General features: G+C 69.8%; 21 protein-coding genes and 1 pseudogene. 11 read left to right on the top strand and 11 right to left on the bottom strand.

Going from position 1 to position 24,291, the window contains the following annotated elements; genetic code table 11:
• A partial coding sequence (locus ACWD5O_RS27400; protein ID WP_450086996.1) for a glycogen/starch synthase occupies nucleotides 1-224 on the bottom strand: 224 nt, incomplete at its 3' end.
• A gap of 328 nt (nucleotides 225-552) precedes the next feature.
• On the opposite strand from ACWD5O_RS27400, the gene glgX reads away from it, so the two are divergent.
• The 5 genes from glgX (at nucleotide 553) to ACWD5O_RS27375 (ending at nucleotide 8,293) form a co-directional block, all read left to right on the top strand.
• The gene (gene glgX / locus ACWD5O_RS27395) at nucleotides 553-2,670 is read left to right on the top strand and encodes a glycogen debranching protein GlgX (RefSeq protein ID WP_450086995.1); all 2,118 of its coding nucleotides are present in this window, start codon (nucleotides 553-555) and stop codon (nucleotides 2,668-2,670) included.
• A gap of 1 nt (nucleotide 2,671) precedes the next feature.
• Complete coding sequence (gene treY, locus ACWD5O_RS27390; protein ID WP_450086994.1) at nucleotides 2,672-4,999, top strand: malto-oligosyltrehalose synthase; 2,328 nt, start codon at nucleotides 2,672-2,674, stop codon at nucleotides 4,997-4,999.
• The gene (gene treZ, locus ACWD5O_RS27385) at nucleotides 4,996-6,720 is read left to right on the top strand and encodes a malto-oligosyltrehalose trehalohydrolase (RefSeq protein WP_450086993.1); all 1,725 of its coding nucleotides are present in this window, start codon (nucleotides 4,996-4,998) and stop codon (nucleotides 6,718-6,720) included. Before treY ends, treZ begins: the two co-directional genes overlap by 4 nt.
• A 478-nt stretch (nucleotides 6,721-7,198) precedes the next feature.
• A complete protein-coding gene (locus ACWD5O_RS27380; protein ID WP_354967635.1) occupies nucleotides 7,199-7,594 on the top strand; it encodes a VOC family protein in 396 nt (131 codons plus the stop codon).
• Nucleotides 7,595-7,702: 108 nt separating this feature from the next.
• On the top strand, nucleotides 7,703-8,293 hold the full coding sequence (locus ACWD5O_RS27375) for a TMEM175 family protein (protein WP_450086992.1): 591 nt from the start codon (nucleotides 7,703-7,705) through the stop codon (nucleotides 8,291-8,293).
• Nucleotides 8,294-8,367: 74 nt separating this feature from the next.
• Here ACWD5O_RS27375 and ACWD5O_RS27370 read toward each other — a convergent pair whose 3' ends face one another.
• Together ACWD5O_RS27370 and ACWD5O_RS27365 are read right to left on the bottom strand one after the other, a co-directional pair.
• On the bottom strand, nucleotides 8,368-8,973 hold the full coding sequence (locus ACWD5O_RS27370) for an isochorismatase family protein (RefSeq protein ID WP_074309497.1): 606 nt from the start codon (nucleotides 8,971-8,973) through the stop codon (nucleotides 8,368-8,370).
• A 107-nt stretch (nucleotides 8,974-9,080) separates the two neighbouring features.
• Nucleotides 9,081-9,800: a DsbA family oxidoreductase gene (locus tag ACWD5O_RS27365; RefSeq protein WP_450086991.1), complete on the bottom strand. Its 720-nt coding sequence runs from the start codon at nucleotides 9,798-9,800 to the stop codon at nucleotides 9,081-9,083.
• 115 nt (nucleotides 9,801-9,915) lie between these two features.
• On the opposite strand from ACWD5O_RS27365, the gene ACWD5O_RS27360 reads away from it, so the two are divergent.
• The 3 genes from ACWD5O_RS27360 (at nucleotide 9,916) to ACWD5O_RS27350 (ending at nucleotide 11,596) form a co-directional block, all read left to right on the top strand.
• Nucleotides 9,916-10,344, top strand: a complete 429-nt coding sequence (locus tag ACWD5O_RS27360) for a winged helix-turn-helix transcriptional regulator (RefSeq protein ID WP_450086990.1) — start codon at nucleotides 9,916-9,918, stop codon at nucleotides 10,342-10,344.
• 79 nt (nucleotides 10,345-10,423) lie between these two features.
• Nucleotides 10,424-11,056, top strand: coding sequence for a DUF6518 family protein (locus ACWD5O_RS27355; protein WP_450086989.1), 633 nt, complete (start codon nucleotides 10,424-10,426; stop codon nucleotides 11,054-11,056).
• Between the two features lie 60 nt (nucleotides 11,057-11,116).
• Nucleotides 11,117-11,596, top strand: a complete 480-nt coding sequence (locus ACWD5O_RS27350) for a DUF5990 family protein (protein ID WP_450087003.1) — start codon at nucleotides 11,117-11,119, stop codon at nucleotides 11,594-11,596.
• Between the two features lie 11 nt (nucleotides 11,597-11,607).
• On the opposite strand, the gene bla is transcribed toward ACWD5O_RS27350, so the two are convergent.
• The 8 genes from bla to ACWD5O_RS27310 all read right to left on the bottom strand — a co-directional run bounded on the left by bla (nucleotide 11,608) and on the right by ACWD5O_RS27310 (nucleotide 22,322).
• Nucleotides 11,608-12,519 carry a class A beta-lactamase gene (gene bla / locus ACWD5O_RS27345; protein ID WP_450086988.1) on the bottom strand — a complete coding sequence of 304 codons (912 nt, stop codon included), beginning with the start codon at nucleotides 12,517-12,519 and terminating at the stop codon, nucleotides 11,608-11,610.
• A gap of 53 nt (nucleotides 12,520-12,572) precedes the next feature.
• A complete protein-coding gene (locus ACWD5O_RS27340) occupies nucleotides 12,573-13,070 on the bottom strand; it encodes a hypothetical protein (protein WP_450086987.1) in 498 nt (165 codons plus the stop codon).
• Nucleotides 13,071-13,138: 68 nt separating this feature from the next.
• Entirely contained in the window at nucleotides 13,139-15,391 is a 2,253-nt protein-coding gene (locus tag ACWD5O_RS27335; RefSeq protein ID WP_450086986.1) for a hypothetical protein, read from the bottom strand.
• A gap of 178 nt (nucleotides 15,392-15,569) precedes the next feature.
• Nucleotides 15,570-15,944 (bottom strand): VOC family protein, encoded by a 375-nt coding sequence (locus ACWD5O_RS27330; protein ID WP_450086985.1) that lies wholly within the window; start codon nucleotides 15,942-15,944, stop codon nucleotides 15,570-15,572.
• Nucleotides 15,945-16,284: 340 nt separating this feature from the next.
• On the bottom strand, nucleotides 16,285-17,337 hold the full coding sequence (locus tag ACWD5O_RS27325) for a glycoside hydrolase family 43 protein (protein ID WP_450086984.1): 1,053 nt from the start codon (nucleotides 17,335-17,337) through the stop codon (nucleotides 16,285-16,287).
• The gene (locus ACWD5O_RS27320) at nucleotides 17,334-20,474 is read right to left on the bottom strand and encodes a GH92 family glycosyl hydrolase (RefSeq protein WP_450086983.1); all 3,141 of its coding nucleotides are present in this window, start codon (nucleotides 20,472-20,474) and stop codon (nucleotides 17,334-17,336) included. The genes ACWD5O_RS27325 and ACWD5O_RS27320 overlap by 4 nt, the downstream gene beginning before the upstream one ends.
• A gap of 143 nt (nucleotides 20,475-20,617) precedes the next feature.
• Entirely contained in the window at nucleotides 20,618-21,829 is a 1,212-nt protein-coding gene (locus ACWD5O_RS27315) for a WD40/YVTN/BNR-like repeat-containing protein (protein WP_450086982.1), read from the bottom strand.
• Nucleotides 21,816-22,322 (bottom strand): RNA polymerase sigma factor, encoded by a 507-nt coding sequence (locus tag ACWD5O_RS27310; RefSeq protein WP_450086981.1) that lies wholly within the window; start codon nucleotides 22,320-22,322, stop codon nucleotides 21,816-21,818. The genes ACWD5O_RS27315 and ACWD5O_RS27310 overlap by 14 nt, the downstream gene beginning before the upstream one ends.
• Before the next feature lie 106 nt (nucleotides 22,323-22,428).
• Here ACWD5O_RS27310 and ACWD5O_RS27305 point away from each other — a divergent pair.
• From ACWD5O_RS27305 to ACWD5O_RS27295, 3 genes and pseudogenes are all read left to right on the top strand, one after another.
• Nucleotides 22,429-22,875: pseudogene (locus ACWD5O_RS27305) on the top strand (alpha/beta fold hydrolase); the annotation flags it as partial.
• 442 nt (nucleotides 22,876-23,317) lie between these two features.
• Nucleotides 23,318-23,740, top strand: a complete 423-nt coding sequence (locus tag ACWD5O_RS27300) for a hypothetical protein (protein ID WP_450087004.1) — start codon at nucleotides 23,318-23,320, stop codon at nucleotides 23,738-23,740.
• A 132-nt stretch (nucleotides 23,741-23,872) separates the two neighbouring features.
• The gene (locus tag ACWD5O_RS27295) at nucleotides 23,873-24,259 is read left to right on the top strand and encodes a DUF2267 domain-containing protein (RefSeq protein WP_354967648.1); all 387 of its coding nucleotides are present in this window, start codon (nucleotides 23,873-23,875) and stop codon (nucleotides 24,257-24,259) included.
• Nucleotides 24,260-24,291 lie beyond the last annotated feature (32 nt).

The following is a 24,291-nucleotide window of genomic DNA, read 5'->3' as shown; positions in this document are numbered from 1 at the left end:
TCGTGGCCGGCGGTGGCGAGGGCGACGGAGAGGGCGTGGACGTGTCGGCCGAGGCCGCCGACGAGCACCGGCGGGTATTCCCAGGAGAGCATCAGGATGCGGCGGGTCTGCGGGGGGATCCCCGGGCCGGGCTGCGCCGGGACCTGGGGCCGGGAGGTCAGGGTGGGCCGGTGGGCCCGGTCCTTGGTGGCAGCGAGCTGCTCGTCGACCCGCAGGGTCGTCACATCAATCTCCGTCCATGCATGGTGGTACGCGCCGGCGTCGGTGGCGGCGGAGCGGGAGGTGGCGGGGTGGCCGAAGGCCGAGTGGGGTACGCGCGGGAGCGTCCCCGAACAAGCAAAGGGCATCGAGCGCCGTCGCGCATCCTCAGAAGGGACAAGGTGACGGAAGACACCTGAAGGCCTGGCGCGCATCAGACAGGTGCATTCCGGGCGTCCCCTGAAAGGATGGATTGGCGCCGCGGGGCGGGGGGCAATACCGACGTGCGCGCTGGGCCCACGCCGGTGCGCTCGTGGCGCGGTACGCACATGATCATGGTGCTGAAGGAGCGACATGCAGGTCTGGCCGGGCGAGCGGTACCCCCTGGGCGCCACCTACGACGGGATGGGCACCAACTTCGCCATCTTCTCGGAGCTGGCCGAGCGGGTGGAGCTGTGCCTCTTCGACGAGTGGGACACCGGCGCCGAGCGGCGGGTCGAGCTGCGTGAGGTGGACGCCTACGTCTGGCACGCGTACCTGCCGGGGATCGAGCCGGGGCAGCGCTACGGCTACCGGGTCCACGGGCCGTACGACCCGGCGAACGGGCTGCGCTGCAACCCGCACAAGCTGCTGCTCGACCCGTACGCCAAGGCGATCGACGGCGACGTGACGTGGGACCCGGCGGTCTACGACTACGACATGGCCGAGCCGGAACGGATGAACGAGACCGACTCGGCGCCGTTCATGCCCAAGTCGGTGGTGGTCAACCCGTACTTCGACTGGGGCAACGACAAGCCACCGCGCACCCCGTACCACCATTCGGTGATCTACGAGGCACACGTGCGGGGGCTGACCATGCGCCACCCGGACATCCCCGAGGAGCTGCGCGGCACGTACGCCGGCATCGCCTCCCCGCCGATGATCGAGCACCTGACCCGGCTCGGGGTGACCGCCATCGAGCTGATGCCCGTGCACCAGTTCATCCACGACAACCGGCTGGTCGACCTGGGGCTGCGCAACTACTGGGGCTACAACACCATCGGCTTCTTCGCCCCGCACCACGGCTACTCGGCGCTGGGCCGCCTGGGGCAGCAGGTGCAGGAGTTCCGGGGCATGGTCAAGGCGCTGCACGCGGCCGGCATCGAGGTCATCCTCGACGTGGTCTACAACCACACCGCCGAGGGCAACCACCTCGGGCCGACGCTGAGCTTCAAGGGCGTGGACGCCCCCAGCTACTACCGGCTCAGCGAGGAGGACCGCCGCTACTTCGTCGACTACACGGGCACCGGCAACAGCCTCAACGTGCGCAGCCCGCACTCACTTCAGCTGATCATGGATTCGCTGCGTTACTGGGTGGAGGAGATGCACGTCGACGGCTTCCGCTTCGACCTGGCCGCCACCCTGGCACGCGAGTTCTACGAGGTGGACCGGCTCTCCACCTTCTTCGAGGTGGTGCAGCAGGACCCGGTGGTCAGCCAGGTCAAGCTGATCGCCGAGCCGTGGGACGTGGGCCCCGGCGGCTACCAGGTGGGCAACTTCCCGCCGGTGTGGACCGAGTGGAATGGCAAGTACCGCGACACCGTGCGGGACTTCTGGCGTGGTGAGCCGGCCACCCTGGCCGAGTTCGCGTCCCGGATCTCCGGCTCCGCCGACCTCTACCAGGATGACGGCCGCCGCCCCTTCCACAGCATCAACTTCGTCACCGTCCACGACGGGTTCACTCTCAACGACCTGGTGTCGTACAACGACAAGCACAACGAGGCCAACGGTGAGGACAACCGGGACGGGGAGAGCCACAACCGGTCCTGGAACTGCGGGGTCGAGGGCGACACCGACGACGAGGCGGTGCTCGCCCTGCGGGCCAAGCAGCGGCGCAACTTTCTGGCCACGCTGATGCTCTCCCAGGGCGTGCCGATGATCGGCCACGGCGACGAGCTGGGCCGCACCCAGCACGGCAACAACAACGCGTACTGCCAGGACAGCGAACTGGCCTGGGTCGACTGGGACAACACCGACTCCCAGCTGCTGGAGTTCGTCCGGACGCTGACCGCGTTCCGGGCCCGGCACCAGGTGTTCCGCCGCCGCCGGTTCTTCACCGGCCTGCCGGTCGGCGGGCGCGAGGTCGACGAGCCGCTGCCGGACCTGGCCTGGTACACCCCGGACGGGCGGGAGATGACCGGCGACGACTGGGGCAACGACTTCGGCCGGTCGGTGGCGCTTTTCGTCAACGGCGAGGGCATCCGCGAGCGCGGCCAGTACGGCCAGCGCCACCACGACGCCTCGTTCCTGCTCTGCTTCAACGCCCACGACGCGCCGCTGGACTTCACCCTGCCCGGCAGCGAGTACGGCCAGAAGTGGGAACGGGTGATCAGCACCGCCGAACCCGAACCAGACGACGTCACGGTGATCAGCGCGGGTGGCACTGTCCGGGTGCCGGACCGTTCTCTGGTGGTGTTGGAAAGGATGATCTGAGATGGCGGTGCCCCCTCACACCGACAAGCCCAACAACGTCCGGACCACCTACCGCGTGCAGGTCCGCCCCGGCTTCGACCTGGACGCCACCGCCGAGATCGTCGACTACCTGGCCGATCTCGGCGTCAGCCACCTCTACAGCGCGCCGCTGCTGACCGCCACCCCCGGCTCGGCGCACGGCTACGACGTGGTCGACCACCGGGCGGTCAACCCGGAGCTGGGCGGTGAAGCCGCTCGGCAGCGGCTCCTGCGCGCGCTGCGCGACGCCAATCTCGGCCTGGTCGTCGACATCGTGCCCAACCACGCCGGGGTGGCCGTGCCGCCGGCCAACCCCGCCTGGTGGGACGTGCTGCGCCGGGGGCGCGCCTCGACGTACGCCGACTGGTTCGACATCGACTGGGACCGGGGCCGGCTGCTGCTGCCGGTGCTGGCTGACGCGCCGGACGCCCTAGACGACCTCAAGGTGGTCGACGGGGAGCTGCGCTACCACGAGCACCGGTTCCCCTTCGCCGACAGCACCGGCGACGGCAGCGCCCGCGAGGTGCACGAACGGCAGCACTACGAGCTGGCCTCCTGGCGGCGTGGTGACGCCGAGCTGACGTACCGCCGGTTCTTCGCCGTTTCGGACCTGGCGGGGCTGCGGGTGGAGGACCCGGCGGTGTTCGCCGCCACCCATGAGCTGATCCTGCGCTGGGCCGCCGCCGGGGAGGTCGACGGCATCCGGGTCGACCACCCGGACGGCCTGCGCGACCCCGGCGGCTACCTGGCCCGGCTGCGGGAGGCCGCGCCGGAGGCCTGGCTCGTGGTGGAGAAGATCCTGGAGTACGGCGAGGAACTGCCGGACTGGCCGGTGGACGGCACCACCGGCTACGACGCTCTCGCCGCGGTCGGCGGGCTCTTCGTCGACACCGACGCCGAGGGTGACTTCACGGTGCTGGACACCCGGCTGACCGGGCAGCACACCTCGTGGGAGGACCTGACCCACGCCACCAAGTTGGCCGCCGCCACCCGGTTGCTCGCCGCCGAGCTGACGCGGCTGGCCGCCCTCGCCCCCGAGGTGCCAACCGAGCAGGCCCGCGCGGCGCTCGCCGAGCTGGCCGCCGCGTTCGCCGTGTATCGGGGCTACCCGCCGCACGGCGACCAGCACCTTGCCGCCGCCCGCTCCGAGGCGGGCCGGCGCCGCCCGGATCTGACCACCGCCCTGGACGGGGTCACCCGCCGGCTGCGCGACCCCGACGACGAGCTGGCCCAGCGTTTCCCCCAGTTCACCGGCGCGGTGATGGCCAAGGGCGTGGAGGACACCGCCTACTACCGCTGGACCCGGTTCGTGGCGCTCAACGAGGTCGGCGACAGCCCCGCCCACTTCGGGGTGCCGCCGGCGGAGTTCCACCGCTTCGCCGCCGCCCGGCAGGTCCGTTGGCCGGCGAGCATGACCACCGTCTCCACCCACGACACCAAACGCGGCGAGGACGTTCGCGCCCGCCTGGCCGTGCTCAGCGAGCTGCCGGGCCGCTGGGCCGAGCAGGTCAAGAGCTGGATGGAGTACGCGCCGCTGCCCGACCCGGCCTTCGCCCACCTGCTCTGGCAGACCGCCGTCGGCGCCTGGCCGATCGAACGGGAGCGGCTGCACACGTACGTCGAGAAGGCCGCGCGGGAGGCGTCGACCTCGACCAGTTGGGCGGACCCCGACCCGGTCTTCGAGCAGGCGCTGCACGCCGTGGTCGATTTGATGTACGACGACCCGAGCCTGCACGACGAGCTGACCGAGCTCGCGACGGCGATCACCCCGGCCGGCTGGTCCAACTCGCTGGGCCAGAAGCTGGTGCAGCTCGCCATGCCCGGTGTTCCGGACACCTACCAGGGCACCGAGCTGTGGGACAACTCCCTCGTCGACCCCGACAACCGCCGCCCGGTCGACTTCTCCGTACGCCGGGAGATGCTGGCGCGTCTGGACGGCGGCTGGCGTCCCCCGGTGGACGACAGCGGCGCCGCGAAGCTGCTGGTGGTCTCGCGGGCCCTGCGGCTGCGCCGGGCGCACCCGGAGCTGTTCACCGGCTACCGGTCGGTGCCGGCGCACGGGCCGGAGGGGCGGTTCGCGGTGGCCTTCGACCGGGGCGGCGCGATCGCGGTGGCCACCCGCCTGCCGCTGGGCCTGGCCCGTGTCGGTGGCTGGTGTGACACAGTCCTGTCGCTTCCCGTTAACGAGGTGAAGGACCTGTTCACCGGCCGCGTCTACAGTGGCGGGGAGACCTCCGTGGCCGACCTGCTGGCCGACTATCCCGTCGCACTGCTGGCTCCTCCCACCGCTTCCGTGGAGGCTGCGAGATGACCGAATTCACCGTGTGGGCGCCGGACGCCACCCGGGTCCGGCTGCGCCTGCCGGGCGACGTCGACCACGAGATGCGCGCCGCCCCCGACGGCTGGTGGCGGGTCGAGGTGCCCGACGCCGGGCTCGACTACTCCTTTCTGCTGAACGACGACGAAACCCCGCTGCCCGACCCCCGGTCGCCGTGGCAACCTGCGGGTGTGCACGGGCCCAGCCGACGCTACGACCACGCCGCCTTCGAGTGGACCGACGACTCGTGGACGGGCCGCCAACTGCCCGGCAGCATCCTCTACGAGCTGCACATCGGCACCTTCACCCCGGAGGGCACCTTCGACGCGGCCATCGACCGCCTCGACCACCTCGTCTCCCTCGGCGTCGACCTGATCGAACTGCTCCCGGTCAACGCCTTCAACGGCGAACACAACTGGGGGTACGACGGCGTCTGCTGGTACGCCCCACACCAGCCCTATGGCGGCCCGGACGGCCTGAAACGGCTCGTCGACGGCGCCCACGCCAAGGGGCTGGGGGTGATCCTCGACGTCGTCTACAACCATTTCGGGCCCTCCGGGGCCTACGCGCCGCGGTTCGGGCCGTACCTCGCCGAGCAGAGCAACAGTTGGGGCCGCTCGGTCAACCTGGACGGCCCGCACTCCGACGAGGTACGCCGCTACATCATCGACAGCGTGCTCATGTGGCTGCGCGACTACCACGTCGACGGGCTGCGCCTGGACGCCGTACACGCCCTGCCCGACACCCGGGCGGTTTCGCTGCTCGAAGAGTTGGCCATCGAGGTGGAGTCTTTGTCGACGCACCTGGGCCGCCCGCTGTCGCTGATCGCCGAATCCGACCTCAACGATCCACGGCTCATCACCCCTCGTGAGGCGGGCGGCTTCGGGCTGCATGCCCAGTGGAACGACGACGCGCACCACGCGCTGCACACCCTGCTGACGGGGGAGCGGCAGGGCTACTACGGCGACTTCGGGTCGCTGGAGACGCTGACGGACGTGCTGACCGGCGGGTTCTTCCACGCGGGCACCTGGTCCAGCTTCCGCAACCGGCATCACGGGCGGCCTCTGGACTCGCGGGTTCCTGGTCATCGGCTGGTGGCCTATCTGCAGAACCACGACCAGATCGGCAACCGAGCCACCGGGGATCGGATCTCAGCTTCGCTGTCGCCCTCGTTGTTGCGGGTGGGGGCTGTGCTGCTGCTGACCGCGCCGTTTACTCCCATGTTGTTCATGGGGGAGGAGTGGGCGGCATCTACGCCGTGGCAGTTCTTCACGTCGCATCCGGAGCCTGAGTTGGCTACTGCGGTGGCTCTTGGGCGGCGGCGGGAGTTTGCCTCGCACGGGTGGGCTGAGGGGGACGTGCCTGATCCGCAGGACCCGCAGACGTTTGTGCGGTCGCGGTTGGACTGGGCGGAGCTGGACAAGCCCGAGCATCGGGAGATGTTGGCGTTCTACCAGCGGTTGATCGCGCTGCGTCGGAGCCTTCCGGATCTGTCTGATCCTCGGCTGCACGCGGTCAGCGTGCAGCATGGGGACCAGTTCCTGCTGATGCGGCGGGGAGACACGCTGGTTGTCGCCAACCTGGCTGGGCGGGGGCAGGGGGTGTCGCTGCCTGGGGTGGCGCGGCGGGTGCTGCTGGCCACAGGAGAGGGGGTCACGGTGATGCGGGACCGGATCGAGTTGCCGGCGGAGACGGCGGCAATCGTCGCGCTCTGAACAATGCGTGAATGCCAGCGGACAACGGTAGAGCCACACGTCACGCGGAGTCAGCCCGCCCAGACGCCGTTCCAGCAGCGCAACACCAGATCCTTGCCCACCCTGCCCTCGTGCAAGCGTTCTAACCCCGTGGTCGTCGCCCGCGCCGCCGGCTGGGGTCAGCGCACATGCAGGAGCAACCAGGAGGTTACGCGGGCAAAAGAAGCACCATTCTTGCTACTACACATCGCTTGGCTGATCGCGACCAATTGCGTTCTTGTAAGTGTCCGGATCTGACCACCGTGGCGGAGATCCAGCCGCAGCAGAACGTCCGGGTGATGTTCGACCCCGCCGGGCACCCCTTCTGCCTGTGTCTTGACCAAGCATGAGGGGCTGACTTCAGACAACGGGAGCGGTGATCATTTCGCGGCCAGGACGATCTTGGATCTGTCGGGCGGGCGGCATACTCTGAGCGCCGTCCGCGCTGTGAGGGAGAGTCGTGACAAGCAGGTTCACCGAGTTGGCCGTTGACTGCCACGATCCGGAGAGGCTCGCGGCCTTCTGGTGCGAGGTCCTGGACTTCCAGGTGATCGACCGGGGCGAGGGCAAGGTCGAGATCGGCTCCTGGGTGCCGACCGTCGAGGATGTCCGGGCCCGCCAGATGGCGCCCACCCTGGTGTTCATCCAGGTGCCCGAGGGCAAAACCGTGAAGAACAGGCTGCACCTTGACGTCAGTCCGATCGACGGCAGCACCGACGACGAGGTGACCAGATTGCTCAGCCTCGGCGCCACCAGGACGGATGTGGGCCAGGGCGCGGGCCGGAACTGGGTGGTCATGGCAGACCCCGAGGGCAACGAGTTCTGCGTCCTGCGCACCTTGGCACCGCAGAACTAGGCCGCGCGCGGGCCGCGGACGAGCGCGGCAGAAGCGGACAAATAGCATACTTGGGGCATGCTTTCCAGGAGCGATGGCCCGAGGCTCGCGCGTCAACCGGGCCGACTGGTGGCTTTCAGCGACGCTGTCTTCGCCATCGCCGTGACGCTTCTCGTGCTGGAGATCCAACCGCCGGAGGATTTCGGGCATCTCCTGCGGGGCCTCGGGGCGTTGTGGTCGTCATACCTGGCGTACGCGCTGAGCTTCCTGCTCATCGGGCAGGTGTGGGTCAACCATCACGTCATGTTCGACCGGGTCCGGCACGCCGACCATGGGGTGTTGTTCCTCAACACGTTGCTCTTGATGGTCATCGCGTTCCTGCCGTTCTCCACGTCGCTGCTCGCCGGCTCATTACGCGCGGAGCAGGGCCTGCGTACGGCGGTCGTCGTCTACGGCGCCACACTGTGGACGGGGGCAGCCCTGTTCAACATCATTTGGGCCTATCTCCGTCGCGCCAAACTGCTGGACCCCAGCCTCGGCCCCTTCGGCGTCCGGGCCATCGGCCGCCGATTCGCGCTCGCCCTGATCTGGATCGGCTCCGGCATCCTCGTCGGCACGTTCGTGCCGATCGCGGGCGTCGCCATCATCGCCGGCTTCCTACCCGCCTACTACCTACCCATCCGCGGCGAGTACGGCGAGGACCACAAGGCCAGCGACTGATCGCTCGCCGCCCCTGAAACGGGCCCGGCGTGAGCTGCGCACAGCCTGCCGCCGGGCCCGCTGGGACGCCGCGCCTACTTCGCCAACCCGAATCCACCGAGTACGGTCTTGAAGTTGTCGGCCAGGATCTGACGAATCTGCTGGCCATGCGGCGTGGCCCAGTCCTTGGCGAGTTCGCCGAGGACCGCGGCGGTGGTGGTCAGGGTGACGCCGGCCTGCGTCATGCGCAGTCGCGCCACCTCCTCGGAGATCTGGAACACCGATCCTCCGGCGTCGAGCACCGCGTAGACGTCGTATCCGGCCCGCTTGGCGCTGAGCGCGGTGTAGATCAGGCAGCCGTCGTTGGTGGTGCCGGCCATGATCAGGGTCCGGCGGCCGGTGGCCTCGACGGCCCGTACGAAGTTCGGGTCGTCCCAGGAGTCGATGATGCCGGTGCGTTTGATCCGGTTCGCGTAGGCCTCCGGGTTGATCTCCTCGAGCCCGGGCATCCACCAGTCCTGGTTGTCGTCCTCGGTGCTGCTGGTCCAGACGTTGGGGATGTCGAGGACCTTCGCCGCCTTCACCAGGGTGATGCTGTTCAACTTGGCGACGTCGGGCGACTGGGTCTTGATGAACCCCATCGAGATGACCTGGTGGTCGATCAGGATCAGAGCACTGTCCTGCGCCTGCAGATCTGACATGGCTGTTAACTCCAATTCGGTGTGGCGGACCCTCGTGGGTCCGTGTCTGCTGCCCCGAGCGGTCGGCTCGGGTTGATACGGGGAATCCGTCGCCTGGGGCGAGCGGCTCACATGGTGCGGTCGGGTACCGCGCACCCGTCCGGGGCGCAGATGCCCTCGGCGTCGGCGATAACCGGCAGTGGCTGCGGAGTGGGATGACTCTCGTCCCACGCCTTGGCCATGACCGCGAGCAGGTCGTCGAGGCCGATCGCCCCGGGCACCGCGAAGCGGCCGTCGAACACGAGGAACGGCGCGCCGCGAGCCCCGAGGCGCTGTGCCTCGCGCTGATCGGCTGCCACCCGGGCCCGGTAGCGGCGGCTGCGCAGGGCCTCGGCGGCCCCGGCGCGGTCCAGGCCCACCTCGGCGGCGAAGTCGAGGACCTCCTCGGTCGTCCACAGCTTGCGGGCCTGCCCGAAGTGCGCCCGGAACATGGCCGACCAGATCTCGTTGCCGCGGCCCTGGTCGGTCGCGTAGGCGAGCAGCTCGTGGGCGAAGTCCGTCGGGCCGAGCGTGCGGTCGACCGCGCGGTAGGGCGTCAGGCCCTCCGCCTTGGCGGCCCGCTCGATCGGCCGCAGGACCCGGTCCACGGTCGTCGCGGGGGCCCCGGCGATCTTGATCAACTCCCGTTGACTGACACCCTCACGGGGCAGGTCGGGATGTAGCTGGAACGACCGGTGGATCACCTGCACCTGGTCGCCATGCTCGAACTGGTCCAGGGCCTGGTGGAGCCGGTGATCCATCAGCCCGCAGTACGGGCAGACGATGTCCGACCAGAACTCGATCTTCATGGCGCTCCTCCTCGTTTCTCACTTCCTGTTCGTAGCCCCATGATGCATTAGAATCGGAGAGCCACAAAAGGTACATTCATGTGCGTGGCAACCGGCTGACGGAGGGGTAGTGGGTATGAGTGCTGAGGATCTTCGACGGAGGCGTACCAACGTCCGGGCGAACGTCCGGGCCGCGCCAGGGCCCTGTGCGCACTGGAACGACCAGGACGCCGACTTCATCCGCGAGGTCCTGGATCTCGTCGGCGACAAGTGGAGCGTGTTGATCATCGGTACGCTCGCCGACGGCCCCATCCGCTACTCGAACCTGGGCGACGCGATCCCCGGCATCTCTCAGCGCATGCTCACGCTGACCTTGAAGCACCTGCAGCGCACCGGCCTCGTCACCCGGACCTCCTACCCGGAAGTCCCGCCCCGCGTCGAGTACGCCCTCACCGCACTGGGCACGTCGCTGCTCTCCACCGTCCTGGCCCTGGCCGCCTGGTCCGCCGACCACCACGTCGAAATCCGCCGCCACCAGACGGAGTACGACAACACGGCAACCTAGATCCGGCCTCTGTCAGACCGATCGCGCAGACGAGGGGCCGACCAGGCCGGTCGGGGCATACTCGGTATGCTCTGCGGCCATGCGACCTGGTGACCGGACGGTGGCGCTCGCTTCCGTGGTGGGCGGATTCCTGCTCGGCTTCCTCGACTTCTGCTGGATCAAGTGGCTGCCGTACCCCATCGCCGAACTCGGCAACTCCACCGCGACCTGGGCGGTCGCCGCCTTCTTCTTCGGCTACTGGGCGCGGTCCGGGCGGCTGCGTTCGGCACTCGGCGCCGCCGTCCTGCTCGTCGTCGCGGTGCCCAGCTACTACCTCGCGGCGGCACTCCTGCAAGGCGACGACCTCGCGATGCTCTGGGCGCCGTCGTCGCTGGTCTGGATGCTCTTCGGCGTGCTCGCCGGAGTGGTCTTCGGCACCGGCGGGACCTGGGCGTGCGGCGCGGGGTGGCGGCAGGTCGTCGGGATCGCGCTGCCGGCCGCCGTGTTCTTCGAGGAGGCGGCCCGGTTCGCCGGCAAGACGACCGACCCCAACTACCCGGCCGGCGCGTGGTGGAACGTGGCCATCGACCTTGCGCTGGGCCTGCTGATCGTGGTGCTGACCGGCGGGTCGAACCGTCGGCGGGCGCTCGCCGTCGCGGTTGCCGTGCCACTGGCCGGCGCGATTCTGGTGAGCTTCGCGGTGGCCGGCGGAACCTTCTCGTCGGCCGGTTGACGCCGCGCGCATCGGCGACGCCCTAGCACCGCGTCACGTCCACCCGCTCCCACCAGCGGAATATCGAACGGCGGCCGCCGCACTAGAGTCGGTGCGACGCGGATCCGGATCGATGGCAGCGACCTTCCGGGGCGGCGCGCCGGTGCGGAAGCCGACGCGCTGCGGCTCGGCAACGTGCACGTCGGGGTCCAGCGCAAGGCCGAGGTGGTCGATCAGGTGCCGGCCGACGCGGCGACGGCGACCTGGCGCTTCGAGGTGTCCAGCCGGGAGATCGACGGGATGCTGGATGTCGGAGGGCCGTGGGTGCACGGGCGTCCCGGAGCACGGTTCCTGTACCTGAGCTGGGGCGCGGTGACCGAGGACGGCTTCGCGATGTTCAGGCGGGCGAAGTTGATGTTCACCGACATCCCGACCGAGCTGCTCCGCGCCGCACACGAGGGCAGCGGGACGCTGGTCGGCCGAGTCGGGTTGACCGATGCCGCAGGCGGGCCGCTGTGCGCTCGGGTCCACCCTCCCGCCATCGCCTGGACGGTGGAGTGACCGCCCGAAGGTCACAGCTGGGCGACGACCACCCTGGTGGCCTGGGCGATGAGGGCGTCGTCGTGGGTGGCGTCCTTCTCGTCGCGGCTGGACAGCACGGCGAGGACGATCGGGGCGCGGTCGGGCGGCCAGATCACGGCGATGTCGTTGCGGGTGCCGTACCCCCCGGTGCCGGTCTTGTCCCCGACGACCCAGCCCTCGGGCACCCCGGCACGGATCAGCGCCCCACCGGTGGTGTTACCCCGCAGCCAGCCGCGCAGAAGGTCGCGGTCCGCGGGCTCCAAGGCGTCCCCCACGGCGTACGCCCGAAGGTCGTCGGCCAGAGCCCGCGCGGTGCTGGTGTCCCGCTTGTCACCCGGCGTCGCCTCGTTGAGTTCGGTCTCGTAGCGGGCCGCGTCGGTGACCGTGTCACCGACCTCGCGCAGCTCCTTCTCGAACCGCTGCGGCCCCCCGAGGTGACGCAGCAGCAGGTTGCCAGCCGTGTTGTCGCTGTAGCGCACGGCGGCGTCGGCGACGGCGCGCAGGCTCATGCCCTCGGCGACGTGCTTCTCGGTGATCGGTGAGTACGACACCAGGTCCTGCGCCGAGTACCGCACCACACGATCCAGCTCGGCGTCCGTGGTCTCGTCCAGCACCTCGGCGGCGGCCAACGCCTTCCACGTCGAGGCGTACGCGAATCGCTCGTCGGCCCGGTACTCCACCCTGCGACCAGTGCCCGTGTCGACGCCGTAGATCCCCAGCCGCGCCTCGAACGTCTTCTCCAACCGCTGGAACTCCTGCTGGGCGGCCGGCGACGGAGTGACCGTCACCTCCGTGCCCGGCGTCCGCACCTCGGCTGCGTCACCGGTGCTGCACGCCCCCAACGAAACCAGGGTCGACGCCGTGGCCATCGCGGTCGCCAGACGTCGTACGGACGCAGCCATCGTCGTTCCTCCTCGTGTGCCGTCGACCCGCACCGTAAAGCACCGTGCTGGCCTCAGTACGGCAGATCGATGCCCTGGCGACGGGCGAACTCGCGGTGGGCGGTGACGACCGTGTCGATGAAGGAGGCGGCCATCTCGTCGGCCCGCAGCACCCGGGTCGTTTCGACCTTGAAGTTCTCGTCGCAGTAGCGTTCGGCGTTGCGGACGCAGGGCTGCGCCTCCAGAGCGTCCCGGAGCAGATCCACGGGCTCGTCCCCGGTGTCGACGATGAACTTGACGCCGTCGCCGAAGCTCAACTCCCAGTGCAGCCCGTCGTCGGTACCGACCCAGAGCTGCCGGGAGAGCGCGTCGCGGCTCTGGGCGAAAACCTCCCGCATCACGCTGTCGTCCGAGCAGATCGCCGGAATGACGCTCGGGGTGCGGCCGGTGGCCGCGGCGACCGGAGGGAAGCCGGCGAGTCGGTCGACGCGGTAGAGGACGTAGCCCGGGTCGCCGGTGGGGTCCTCGGACTCGACGTCGGGCACCGCGTAGGGGGGTGGTTCAACTGTCATGGGCGCATGTTCCTTCGTGGTGAACGCGTCGGGGGCCGGGCTGGCGGCCCGGCCCCCGACGAACCCGGCTAGCTCAGCGGGAAGTGAATGGTGAAGGGGATGTTGTTCTTCTTCAAACAATCGAGCACAAGATCCGATGGGCCGAGTGAGTTATACCCACCGTGTGGCATGAAGTGCCAGTGTGCTCCCTTGATCTTTGTGTCCCGGAATTGTGGGTTGATCTTGTTGTCCGCCAGGATCTTGTCCTGGTTGGCCGGGTCGGCGTACCACCTGTCCTCATCGCACTGAACGAGGTTGTGACGGTCGTGTTCGGTCGGGACGCCGGTCTTGACCTCGTGGATGACCCAGCCTTCAGGGCTGTACTCGCCATAGTCGGTCGACCGGCCGCTGGGCTCGAACTGCCCTGGCACGCCGGCCTGCCTCAGCCAGAGTTGGGGCCGGCCGCGAGTGGTGTCGTCACGGTATCCCATGAGTTCGTCGACGAAGATGTTCTGACCGTCGTTACGGCCCGTGGCCCACCTGACGTCGGGGCCGGGGACGTGCAGATTCCGCCCGTTGCTGCCCACCGCCTTGAGCGCGAGGTGGATCTTCTGGAGATCGGTGCGCTCACCTCTGAACAGCCGATCGAAGTTGCCCTTGCTGATTTTGCCGCTGGCGGCGGCCGCCATACCCTCCGGTTCGACGAGGGCTGCCCAGACCTCCGGCATGATGAGCTCGTAGGTGAGCTCCTTGACGGTGTCGGGGATCTTGTCGTACTTGGCGACGAGCCGGGCCGCCGGCATGAGGCGGTGGGTGTACTTGAGGACGAACTTCGCGACCTTGGCGGGGAGCGCGACCGCGTCACCGACGTAGGGGACGACGCCGAGGATGCTGAGACCCGCGCTGACCCACTCGCCGTGGATGAGCGCGGCGATGGTGTCGCGGATGTCGGCGAGCCCGCCGAGGATCCAGCCGACGACCGGGATGACGCTCAGCCCGCCGCCACACAGGTTGCCCGCGAGCCACGCCATCGAGTCCTTCTCGGCGAAGTCGCCGGCGAACATGCCGAGCAGGAAGTCGGAGACGTACGTCCATTTGCTGATCTGCTCGTCGAATCGGCCAGGGTCGAGGCCCTGGGACTCGGCGTTGGCGACCTCGTAGTCGTCGCGCAGACCATCCCCGTCGGTGTCCTGAACACGTGGGTTGATCGAGAGGTCGTCCTCGGTGAAGTCCGAGAGCCCGTCGCCGTCGGTGTCGACGTTGGCGGGATCGGTGAGGCCGTCCTCCTCCACAAGGTCCGGCAGGCCGTCGCCGTCGGTGTCGGTGTCCGTGGGGACGGGGACGATCGGCGGGACGTCGCCGGGTGTCGGCGGAGCGCGTGGCTGGTCGGCGACGAGCGGATTGCTGCCCTGGGCCACCTCGGCACCGTCAGTGGCGCCGTCGCCGTCGGTGTCCGGGTTGGTGGGCGAGGTGCCGAGCCGCTGCTCGTCGAGGTTGGTGAGGCCATCGCCGTCGACGTCCTCCGCGCCGTCGGCGACCCCGTCCTGATCGCTGTCGACGGCGTTGGGCCGGGTCCAGCCGGCCAACTCGGTGATCTCGAACTTGTCGGTCAACCCGTCGCCGTCGGAGTCGACCAGCAGCGGGCTGGACCCGAACCGCAGCTCGATCACATCGATGACCCCGTCGTCATCGTGGTCGCCGTTGTAGGTGATGCCCAGCCGGGTCAGCACGCGGAAGCCGTTGTCCCAGGCTTTCGCCGCGTGGACCGTCGCCGGGGTCGGATTGGCCTTGGCCAGCATGGTGTCGGCCTTGGCCAGGCTGACCTTGGCCGCGTCCAGGTCCGCGAACGCCTGGGCCAGGCCAGCCGGGGCGGGCGCGGGCGGCAGGCTGGCCCGGAACGGCCCGATCGTCGCCTCGGCATCCTGGATCGCGGCGTCCGCCAGCAGGCGCAACCCGGACAAGCTCTCCACCAGCGCAACCACATGTGCCTGCTCGGCCTCGCCGTTGGGCGGGCTGGCGCCGGTGAGCCGGCTCTTGAGGAACGACTCCAGGTGTTGGAGGTTGTCGAACACCGTCGCACCGTCGCCGGCGCTCTTGAGCCGTGCACCGTCGAAATACCGGCTCTCGACGTCCGCCAGCACCGGGGCGATCCGGCTGTCTCCCAGCCCGCCCTCCACGTACGGCCGTAGGGCCTGGACGGACTCGGTGATGTAGACCTTCGCGTCGCGGGTGTACTTGGCGGTGGGGATCTTGGCGACCTCCACCTCCCACAGGCGTTTCTCCCCTGCCGACGCCGGGGCGGCGACGAGCCCCACCTGTGCGGCGACCAGTGCCGCAACCACTGCGGCGAGTCTTGACCGCAATCGTCTTCTGTGTCTCACCGACACCTCCGTCTATGCGTCCCGAACAAATATTTCGCTAAGATATCCACCGAGATCGTTGTTCGAAGTCCCGCCGGAATTAGCCGCCTATGCGTGCGCGCCTATGTCTATGGCGGGTTAAAGTGGCATCCCGTGCGGCTTACAGGTACGGCCGCGTGATGATCTCGATGGCGTGCCCCGCCGGGTCGAAGAAGTAGAAGCCCCGCCCGCCGTGCTCGGTGTTGGTCTCGCCCTCCCGCTTCATCTGCGGGTCGGCCCAGTACGTGATGCCGCGCCCCTCGATGCGCGCCAGGCACCGCGCGAACAACTCGTCGTCGACGAGAAACGCGTAGTGCTGCATCTGGATGTCCACCGGCGGCTCGGCGAACTGGAGCAGCACGCCCTCGTCGAGCAGGACGTTGGCGAACGGTCCCCACGATGGCGCCTCCGGCAGCTCGAACAGCTCCCGGTAGAACGCGGCCGACGCGCTCTTGTCCTTTGTGGCGATGATGGTGTGGTTGAACGTGACTGCCATGTGTGCCGTCTTCCCGGTCGATCCGAAGACCCGACCGGAAGCCCGCGGCGTCCACCAACCGCACCGATGACAAAGCCCCGAGGGCGCCGACGCCCCGGACTCCGCGCGAGACACACGTACGTCGTGTTGATCTCGGCGTGGCGGCTGAAGTAGCCACAACCTCCGGGGGGTAGGCCCATCTGGGGCGCGATGGAACGCTAACACGGCCGGCGCGGACATCACCGCCGCGTGCAAGGCGGCCGGCGTCAGCGTGACCTTCTGACCGTCGTCGCTCACCCGACGTCAGCCAGCGTGGCGCGTCTCGCCACCCTGGCCGGCGTCGGCCGTTGAAGCGTGCGGATCACTCGAAGAACTTGATGCTGAACCCGGTGTCGGTCGTCGGGCCGGGCACGTTGGCGCGGCGGTAGGTGGTGTTTCCCCACCAGCAGAAGGTGCCGGTGTACCAGTAGCGGTTCGCCCACGAGTACGGGGTGCCCTTCGGCACGGCGTGGAACATCAGCGGGAACCTCGGCCCAGCGGGCGGGCTCGTGGCGATGTCGCCGTTGAGCAGGACGAAACTGTGGTGGCCGGGGCCGTCGACGTGCAGGGTGGGGTCCCAGCCGGCCATCATGGTGGCCCGGTTCGAGCCGAACAGGCAGCCGTTCGACTTGTACCAGTCCCACACGTAGGTCGGGTCGCCGCCGGCCCGCAGGCGCAGGTCGGCGAGGCAGTACTGGTTGCTCCAACTGCCGTTGGCGGAGTAGACGATGTGCAGCTGCCCGTTGGGGTCCCTGATCGCCTCGGGGGCCTCGTTGATGTACGGGTTGCCGACGACGCGTTCCCAGCTCTCCCGGGGCTGCGAGATGATGAACCGGTTGCCCGTCGTTGTGAGCGGGTCGCTCATCCGGCTGAGGTAGATGTTCTGCTCGACGTTGGTGTCGCCCCACCCCGACCAGACGAACCACCGCTGCCCGTTGAAGGTGAACAGGCTGCCGTCGATGGCCCACTTGCCGCCGGGCAGCGCGAGCTGCCGCTCGGCCGTGTAGCCGGTGGCCGGCGACGCCGAGCTGATCGCGTACATGCGGTGTGCTGGGCCGCGCCCGGCCGAGAAGTAGATGTAGTAGCGGCCGCCGTCGGTGACGATCTCCGGAGCCCAGACCTCGCCCAGGTTGCGGGCGTCCGACCACACCCGGTGGGCGGGAGCGGCGGCCAGCCCGTCGGTCGACGATGCCTGGCGGACGGCGATCCCGCCGTCGAGCGACTGGACGGAGATGTACGTGCCGCCGACGCGGATCACGCTCGGATCGGCGGCCCGCAGGCTGGTCTGCCCGGCCACCGCCGGCCCGGCACCGGCGGCGGACAGGCCGGTGGCGAGCACGGCGGCCAGTACGGCGGAGAGGAATCTGGTGTTCACCCGTACACCTCCACCTCGTAGAGACGTGCGGCCCCGTCGGTGGTCTGGGTCGGGGTGAGCACGTTCACCCGTACGTACCGGCCACTGGCCGAGACCGGATGCTCGCTGACGTCGGCGGTGTTGCCCCGAACCTGCGCCGCGGTCGTCCAGGTGGCGGCGTCAGGGGACACCTGAAGGTCGAAGTCCCGGGTGTTCCAGGCCGGGTTCTCGCCTCCCGCCCCGGCGTGCAGGACGCGGATGCTGGTGATCGCGCGGGTCGCGCCCAGGTCGATCCGCAGGAACTTGCTGGCGCCGGTCGAGCACCACTTGTCGGTGTTGCCGCCCGAGGTGCTGCCGTTGACGGCCTTCTCCGGCCCCTCGGTGCTGGCGCACTGGGAGTCGGCGACGGCCGGCCGGTTCAGCGCGAGGTTGGTGGCCGCCGCGCCGCCGTACACCTCGAACTCGGCGATGCGGGCGGCGCCGTTGCCGTTGTTGGTGGGGGTGGTGATGGCGAGCCGGACGTAGCGCGCGGTCACCGCCCCGATCGGATGGTAGGTGCGGCTGGACCGGTTGCCGGTCACCGTTGCGCGGGTCGTCCAGGTGGTGCCGTCGGAGCTGGTCTGGATGGTGAAGGCGGCGGTGTTCCAGCCGGTGGTCTCGCCGCCGAGCCCGACGTGCTTGACGACGAAGGACCGCACCGTCTGGTTGGCGCCGAGGTCGACCTGGAGGGTCTTCGTGCCAGCGGCGAGGGAGCACCACTTGCTGGTGCTGCCGAGCCGCCCGTCGAACGCCTTCTCCGGACCCTCGGCGCTGTTGCAGGCGGCGGAGCCGGTGGCGGGCCTGCCGGCGGCGAGGTTGGTGCCCAGGTCCGGGGCGGCCGGCGGCGGGGTGAACCCGTCGTTGAACGACGGCGGCACGTTGGCCGGGTCAGTGCCCCAGGACGACGGCGCACCGCCCATCGTGTACGCCAGGGTGCCGCCCCCGGCGATGTCCGCGTACCGCAGCCAGGTCCGCTGCGTCGACGTGCCGTTCACCGAGAGGCCCTGGACGTACTGGTTGCCCTGGCCGGCGGCGGGAGCGGTGATCTGGAGATCCCCGGTGGGCCGGTCGACCAGCATCGAGGGGAAGAGCGGGCCGTGCAGGGCGAGGGTGTCCGCGCCCGGCGTCGGCGGGTACATGCCGAGCGCCGACCAGACGAACCACGCCGAGGTGGCGCCGAGGTCGTCGTTGCCGGGCAGGCCGCCGGGGCCGGTGGTGAACGACTCATTCATGATCCGTCGTACGGCGGCGCTCGTGCCGGCCGGTGCCGCCGCGAAGTGGTACGCCCACGGCACGCCGTGCTCCGGCTCGTTGCCGATGTAGAAGTACGGCTGCGACTGCCCGCCGTTGGTCTGGGTGAAGTGGTGGTCCAGCCGCTGGATCGCGGTCTGCCGCCCACCCATCAGGTTGATCAGGCCGGCGAAGTTGTACGGGACCATCCAGGTGTACTGCGAGGCGTTGCCCTCGACGAAGTTCGACTGGCTGGCCGGGTCGAGTGGCCAGGGCCAGGTGCCGTCGGCGTTGCGCGGGTGCACGTAGCTCGACTCGGTGTTGAAGGTGTTGCGCCACCACTGGGCGCGCGTCATGTGCGTGTTGTACGTGGCGGTGTCGCCCAGCGCGCGGGCGAACTGAGCGACGGCGAAGTCGCTCGCCGAGTACTCCAACGAGTCGGACGGATCGCCGTCGATGTACTGGCGTTGCACGTAGCCGCTCTGGCGGCCCCGGATCGGGCTGCCCTGGGTGGTGCCGCCGGCCGAGCCCTTCTTCATCAGCGCCAGGGCCGCGGCGGTGTCGAAGTCACGGACACCGAACTGGTAGATGCTGTCCACGATGATCGGCCCCGGGTCGCCGGTCATCACGAACGCCTCGTTGTAGTTGTGTGACCACTTCGGCAGCAGGCCGCCCTGCTGGCCGTCGAGCACCATCGACTTCGCGATGTCGGCGGCCTCCTGCGGCGCGAGGTAGGCGATCAGCGACGCCCACGAGCGGTAGATGTCCCACCCGGAGTAGTTCTGGTACACCGGATGGCTCGCGCTGTGGATGGCGTTGTCGAAGCCGCGGTACTGCCCGTTGACGTCGTTGGAGATGTTGGGATTGATGAAGACGCGGTAGAGCGCGGTGTAGAACTTCTGCAGGTCGGCGGCCGTGCCGCCGGTGGCCTGGATCCGGTTCAGGACGCTGTTCCACTGGGCGTCGGCGTTGGTGCGGACGGTGTCGAAGGCGAAGCCCGACTGTTCGGCGGCCAGGTTGGCGGCGGCGCCCGCCTGGCTGACGAAGGAGATCCCGATCTTGACCTGCACGACCGCGTTGCCGGACGTGTCGAAGGTGAGATAGCCGCCCGAGTTCGTGCCGCTGACGTTGGTGCCGCCGGCGGTGACGGTGCCACCGAGCCAGGTGCCGGTGCCGCTCGGCGCGCGGTCGAACTCCATCCGGTAGAAGATCTGGTACGTCTTCGAGCTGCCGCAGAAGCCACCGCCGGTGACGCTGCCGGTCACGGTCGAGCCGTTGATCGCGAGCGAGCCGGCCCGGTTGCCGGTGGCGCTGCGACTGGTGTTGATCAGCACTCGGGCGCTGGTGGTGGACGGGTAGGTCAGTCGCAGGGCGGCCGTGCGGGTGGTGGCCGAGGCCTCCACCCTGGTGTTGCCGTAGTTGCTGAGCACCGCCTGGTAGAAACCGGGCCGGGCCTGCTCCTGGCTCTTGTTCTGGCTGGCGCGGTAGGACGTCCAGGCGGTGCCCGGCGAGGAGCCGAGAGCGCCGGTGATCGGCAGGATGCCGAGGTCCTCGTTGTTGGCGCAGCCGGCCCCGTTGAAGTGGGTGAGGCTGAACTCCTCGATCTGAGTGTCACTGAACCGGTACCCCGACGGTGAGGCGGTCGGGGTGTCCGGGCTGAGCTGCACCATCCCGAACGGCTGGATCGGGCCGGGGACGGTGCTGCCGCCGGCGCCTCCGCCGACTGGGTTCGGTGCGTTGCTGTCGTCGGTGCCGATGAACGGGTTGACGAACGAGGTGAGGTTGAGCGGCGCCGCGGCGGCGGGCGCGGCGACGGCGACGAGGACGGACGTGCCGGTGATGGCTGTCGCCAGCAGGCTGAGCAGACGGGACGGGCCTGATCGGGGCATGAGGCGGACCCTCCTTCGAGGTGACGACGCCCGGATGACATCGTTGTCATAGATGGGCGTCGAACTCCTGTGTAGGCCCTCGATGAGGAGACTGTCAATGGGCCGGACGTGTGGCGGGGCTGCCGCCACACGTCCGCCCCTGCTCAGGGTGCGAGCCTGAAACGCGTCCAGCTGGTCGCGTCCGTGGTGAGCAGGAGGTGGTCCGGCTCGCCCGTCGACCCGTCGTCCCGGCCGAAGAGCCAGGCGTACCCGGGGGCGACGCTGAGCGTGCCGACGACCGGCCCGTACTCCCGGGCGAGTGTGAAGTGCCGCCCGTCGTCCCTGCTGACCAGCAGCGTCGCGCGGCGTTCGGCCTCGGTGCCACCGCCCGGCGTGATCGCCAGCAGGGACCCGTCGGACCCGACCGTGAGGTCCCACTGCGTCCGCTTCGGCAGGTCCGCGCCGGTGTCGGTCCAGGTCTTCCCACCGTCCGTGGTTCTCCGCAGCCGCCACGCGCCGCCCGCCGTCGATGGCTCGGTCAGCACGTATCCCTCCCGGTCGTCGACCCCCACGATCGCCGCCACGCTGCTGTCCTCACCCACCTCCCAGGTGGTCCAGGTCGCGCCCCGGTCGGAGCTGCGGGCGACGGTCGCTCCCGAGGGGCTCGGCATCTGGTACGTCGCCCAGATCGTGCCGTCTGGGCTGGGGTAGAGGCTGAAGAGCGGACGCCACGACGGTGCCTTGCCGGTCAGCCGGTACACGGTCCCGCTCGACGGATCCACGGCCAGCGGCTCCTGCAGGGCTCCACAGCCGAACCCGCAGAAGACCGGCCGGGCCGTCGCCGGGAACGTGGGAACAGCCACGATCGCCTCGTTCCCGTCCCGCCAGGTACGGCCGTAGTCGGTGGAGAGGCGGAGCAGTCCCGCGTCGCTGACCAGGTAGGACCGTTCGCTGAGCACGGAGAACTCAAGGTCCCACACCGTCGGCGTGGGGTTGGCCGCGCATCTGGTGCCCTGGAACCGGGCCGCGTCCCAGTCCGACCAGCTCCGGCCCCGGTTGTCGGTGAGCGCGAACCGCAGGAGGCAGTCGTTCCGTCGCACGTCCACACCGGAGTCCGGACCGGTCAGCGTGAAGTCGCCGGACTGGTCGGGGCGAGGTGCCGGCTCGTGCGGCCCCACCGGATCGACCCGGTCCGGCCCCGTCACCAGCGGTGCGACGCTCACGCCGGCCAGTGCGACCAGCGCGGTCGCCACCAGCGCCACCGACCGCTGCCGGCGGAACCGGGCCGTGGAGCGCAACGCCTCCAGGGGCGGCGGCTGTCGGACGGCCTCGGCGACGGTCTCCACGTCGAACCCGGAGAACTCACGAACGGGCATCGATCCTCCCGGTGTCCGTGGTGTCGGTGAGCAGCGCCGCCAGGGCGTGTCGCCCGCGGGAGAGCCGGGACTTCACCGTCCCGGCCGAAACGCCCAGCGTGGCGGCGACCTCGTCCACCGGCAGGTCGACGAGGTAGTGCAGGGCGAGCGCCTGCCGCTGCCCCTCGGGCAGCCCGCGCAGCGCGGCGAGCAGGGCGAGGTGCTCCGGCGAGTGGTCCGCGACCGCCGGCGGTGGGCCGATCCGACGCAGCAGCCCATCGAGTACGCGCCGACGCCGGTACCGGCTGCGCGCCACGTTCACCGCGACGCGGCGCAGCCACGCCTCCGGGTTCTCCAGCTCGGCGAAACGTCGGGGCGTGGCCAGCGCCTTGGTGAACGCCTCCTGGACCGCCTCCTGCGCCTCGTTCAGGTCGCCCGTCACCGCGTACAACTGGACCACCAGACGCCGGAAACAGCTGGCGTAAAGCTCGGAGATCAGATCACCGTCGGACACCGCCACCCCCCTTCTTCCACCAGTTCCACCAACGGGCGGGGGAGAAGGTTCCGGTGGCCGGTCAGAATATGTCCGGTCAGGGACAACCTCCGGGAAGGGACCACCCGTGCCGACCTACCGCCAACCAGGCACCGTCATCACCGACCATCGCTTCCAGGTGCCGCTCGACCACGCGGACCCGGCCGGCGAGCGGATCGAGGTGTACGCCCGCGAGGTCGTGGCCGCCGGCAAGCAGCACGAGCCGCTGCCCTGGCTGCTCTTCCTACAGGGCGGGCCCGGCGGCCGGTCACCGCGCCCGGTGGGCCGGGACAGCTGGCTGGACCGGGCGCTGGACGACTACCGGGTGCTGCTGCTGGACCAGCGCGGCACCGGCCGGTCCACCCCCGCCGACCGGCACACGCTGCCGCGGCGCGGAGACGCCGCCGCGCAGGCCCGGTATCTGGCGCACTTCCGGGCCGACTCGATCGTCCGCGACTGCGAGCTGATCCGCCGCGAACTCCTCGGCGAGGACGGGCGGTGGAGCCTGCTCGGCCAGAGCTACGGCGGCTTCTGCACCCTCACCTACCTGTCGTACGCGCCGCAGGGCGTCGGCGAGGCCCTCGTGACCGGCGGTCTGCCCGGCCTGCGCAGCACGGCGCAGCACGTCTACCGGGCCGCCTACCCGCGCGTGCAGCGCAAGGTCGAGGCGCACTACACGCGCTACCCGGAGGACGTCGAGACCGTCCGGGCCGTCGTGCGGCACCTGCGGGAGCGGGAGGTGCGCCTGCCCGGCGGTGGGCTGCTGACCGCCGAAGCGTTCCAGGCGATCGGCATCACGCTGGGCACCGGCAACGGGTCGCACACCCTGCACTACCTGCTCGAAGACGCCTTCCTGCCCGGGGTACCCGGCCCGCAGCTCTCCGACCCGTTCCTCGCCGAGGTCCAGGGGCCACCTGTCGTACGCGAGCCGCCCGCTCTACGCGCTGCTGCACGAGTCGATCTACGGCCAGCGTTCGGTGTCGCCGGCCGCCACCGGGTGGGCGGCCGAGACGGTACGGGCCGAGTTCCCGCAGTTCGACCCCGACCGGGCGTTGGCGGAGGGCCGACCGGTGCTGCTGACCGGCGAGATGATCTACCCGTGGATGGTTGGCACCGATCCGTCGCTGGAACCGCTGGGCGAGGCGGCGGAGCTGCTGGCGCGGCGCACGGACTGGCCGGACCTGTACGACCCGCAGCAGTTGGCCCGCAACGAGGTGCCGGTCGCCGCCGCGATCTACCACGACGACATGTACGTCGACACCGACGACTCGTTGGCCACCGCGCGAGCGGTGCGCGGCCTGCGCCCCTGGATCACCAACGAGTACGAGCACGACGGCCTGCGGGTGAGCGAGGGCCGCGTCCTCGACCGGCTGATCCGCATGGTTCGCGGCGAGATGTGAGGTCCTTCCCGCCCGACGGCCGGGTGTCCGGGTCGACGGGCGACCCCGTTTGCGGTCAGGGAGCCTGGGAACTCGCCCCGTTCGTCCGCCGGCAGGCCTGACGGCCGGTCGAGAAGACGGAAGGAGCGGGTCATGGAGTACGAGCAGATGATCGCCACGGTACGGAAGCGCGCGGGCCTCGGCGAGAACGAGGCCGTGCGGTCCATACAGGCCGTCCTGTCGGTGCTCGGCGAACGACTCGCCGGACAGGAGGCCGACCACCTCGCGGCACAGCTACCGAAGGGGTTGGACGCGTCGGTCACCCGTAACCCGCAGGGCCGTCGGTGGGACGTCGGCGAGTTCCTGAAGAACGTCGGTGACCGGGAGCAGGTCGCGAACGCGGACCAGGTACGTCAACACGCCCAGGCGGTGTTGCGTACCGTGGCCGAGGCGCTCGACGACGACCAGCGTCACGACCTGCTCGCCCAGCTTCCCGGCGGCATCACCGATCTCTTCGGAGTTCCCACCCCGCGCGGCTGAGCACCGCAGAGCCGCGCCCGCCGGCGGAGCAG

The organism is Micromonospora sp. NPDC005161 (genome assembly GCF_053599855.1).
Note: the sequence above shows the minus strand (reverse complement) of the source record. Positions and strands in the feature narration are given on the sequence as shown.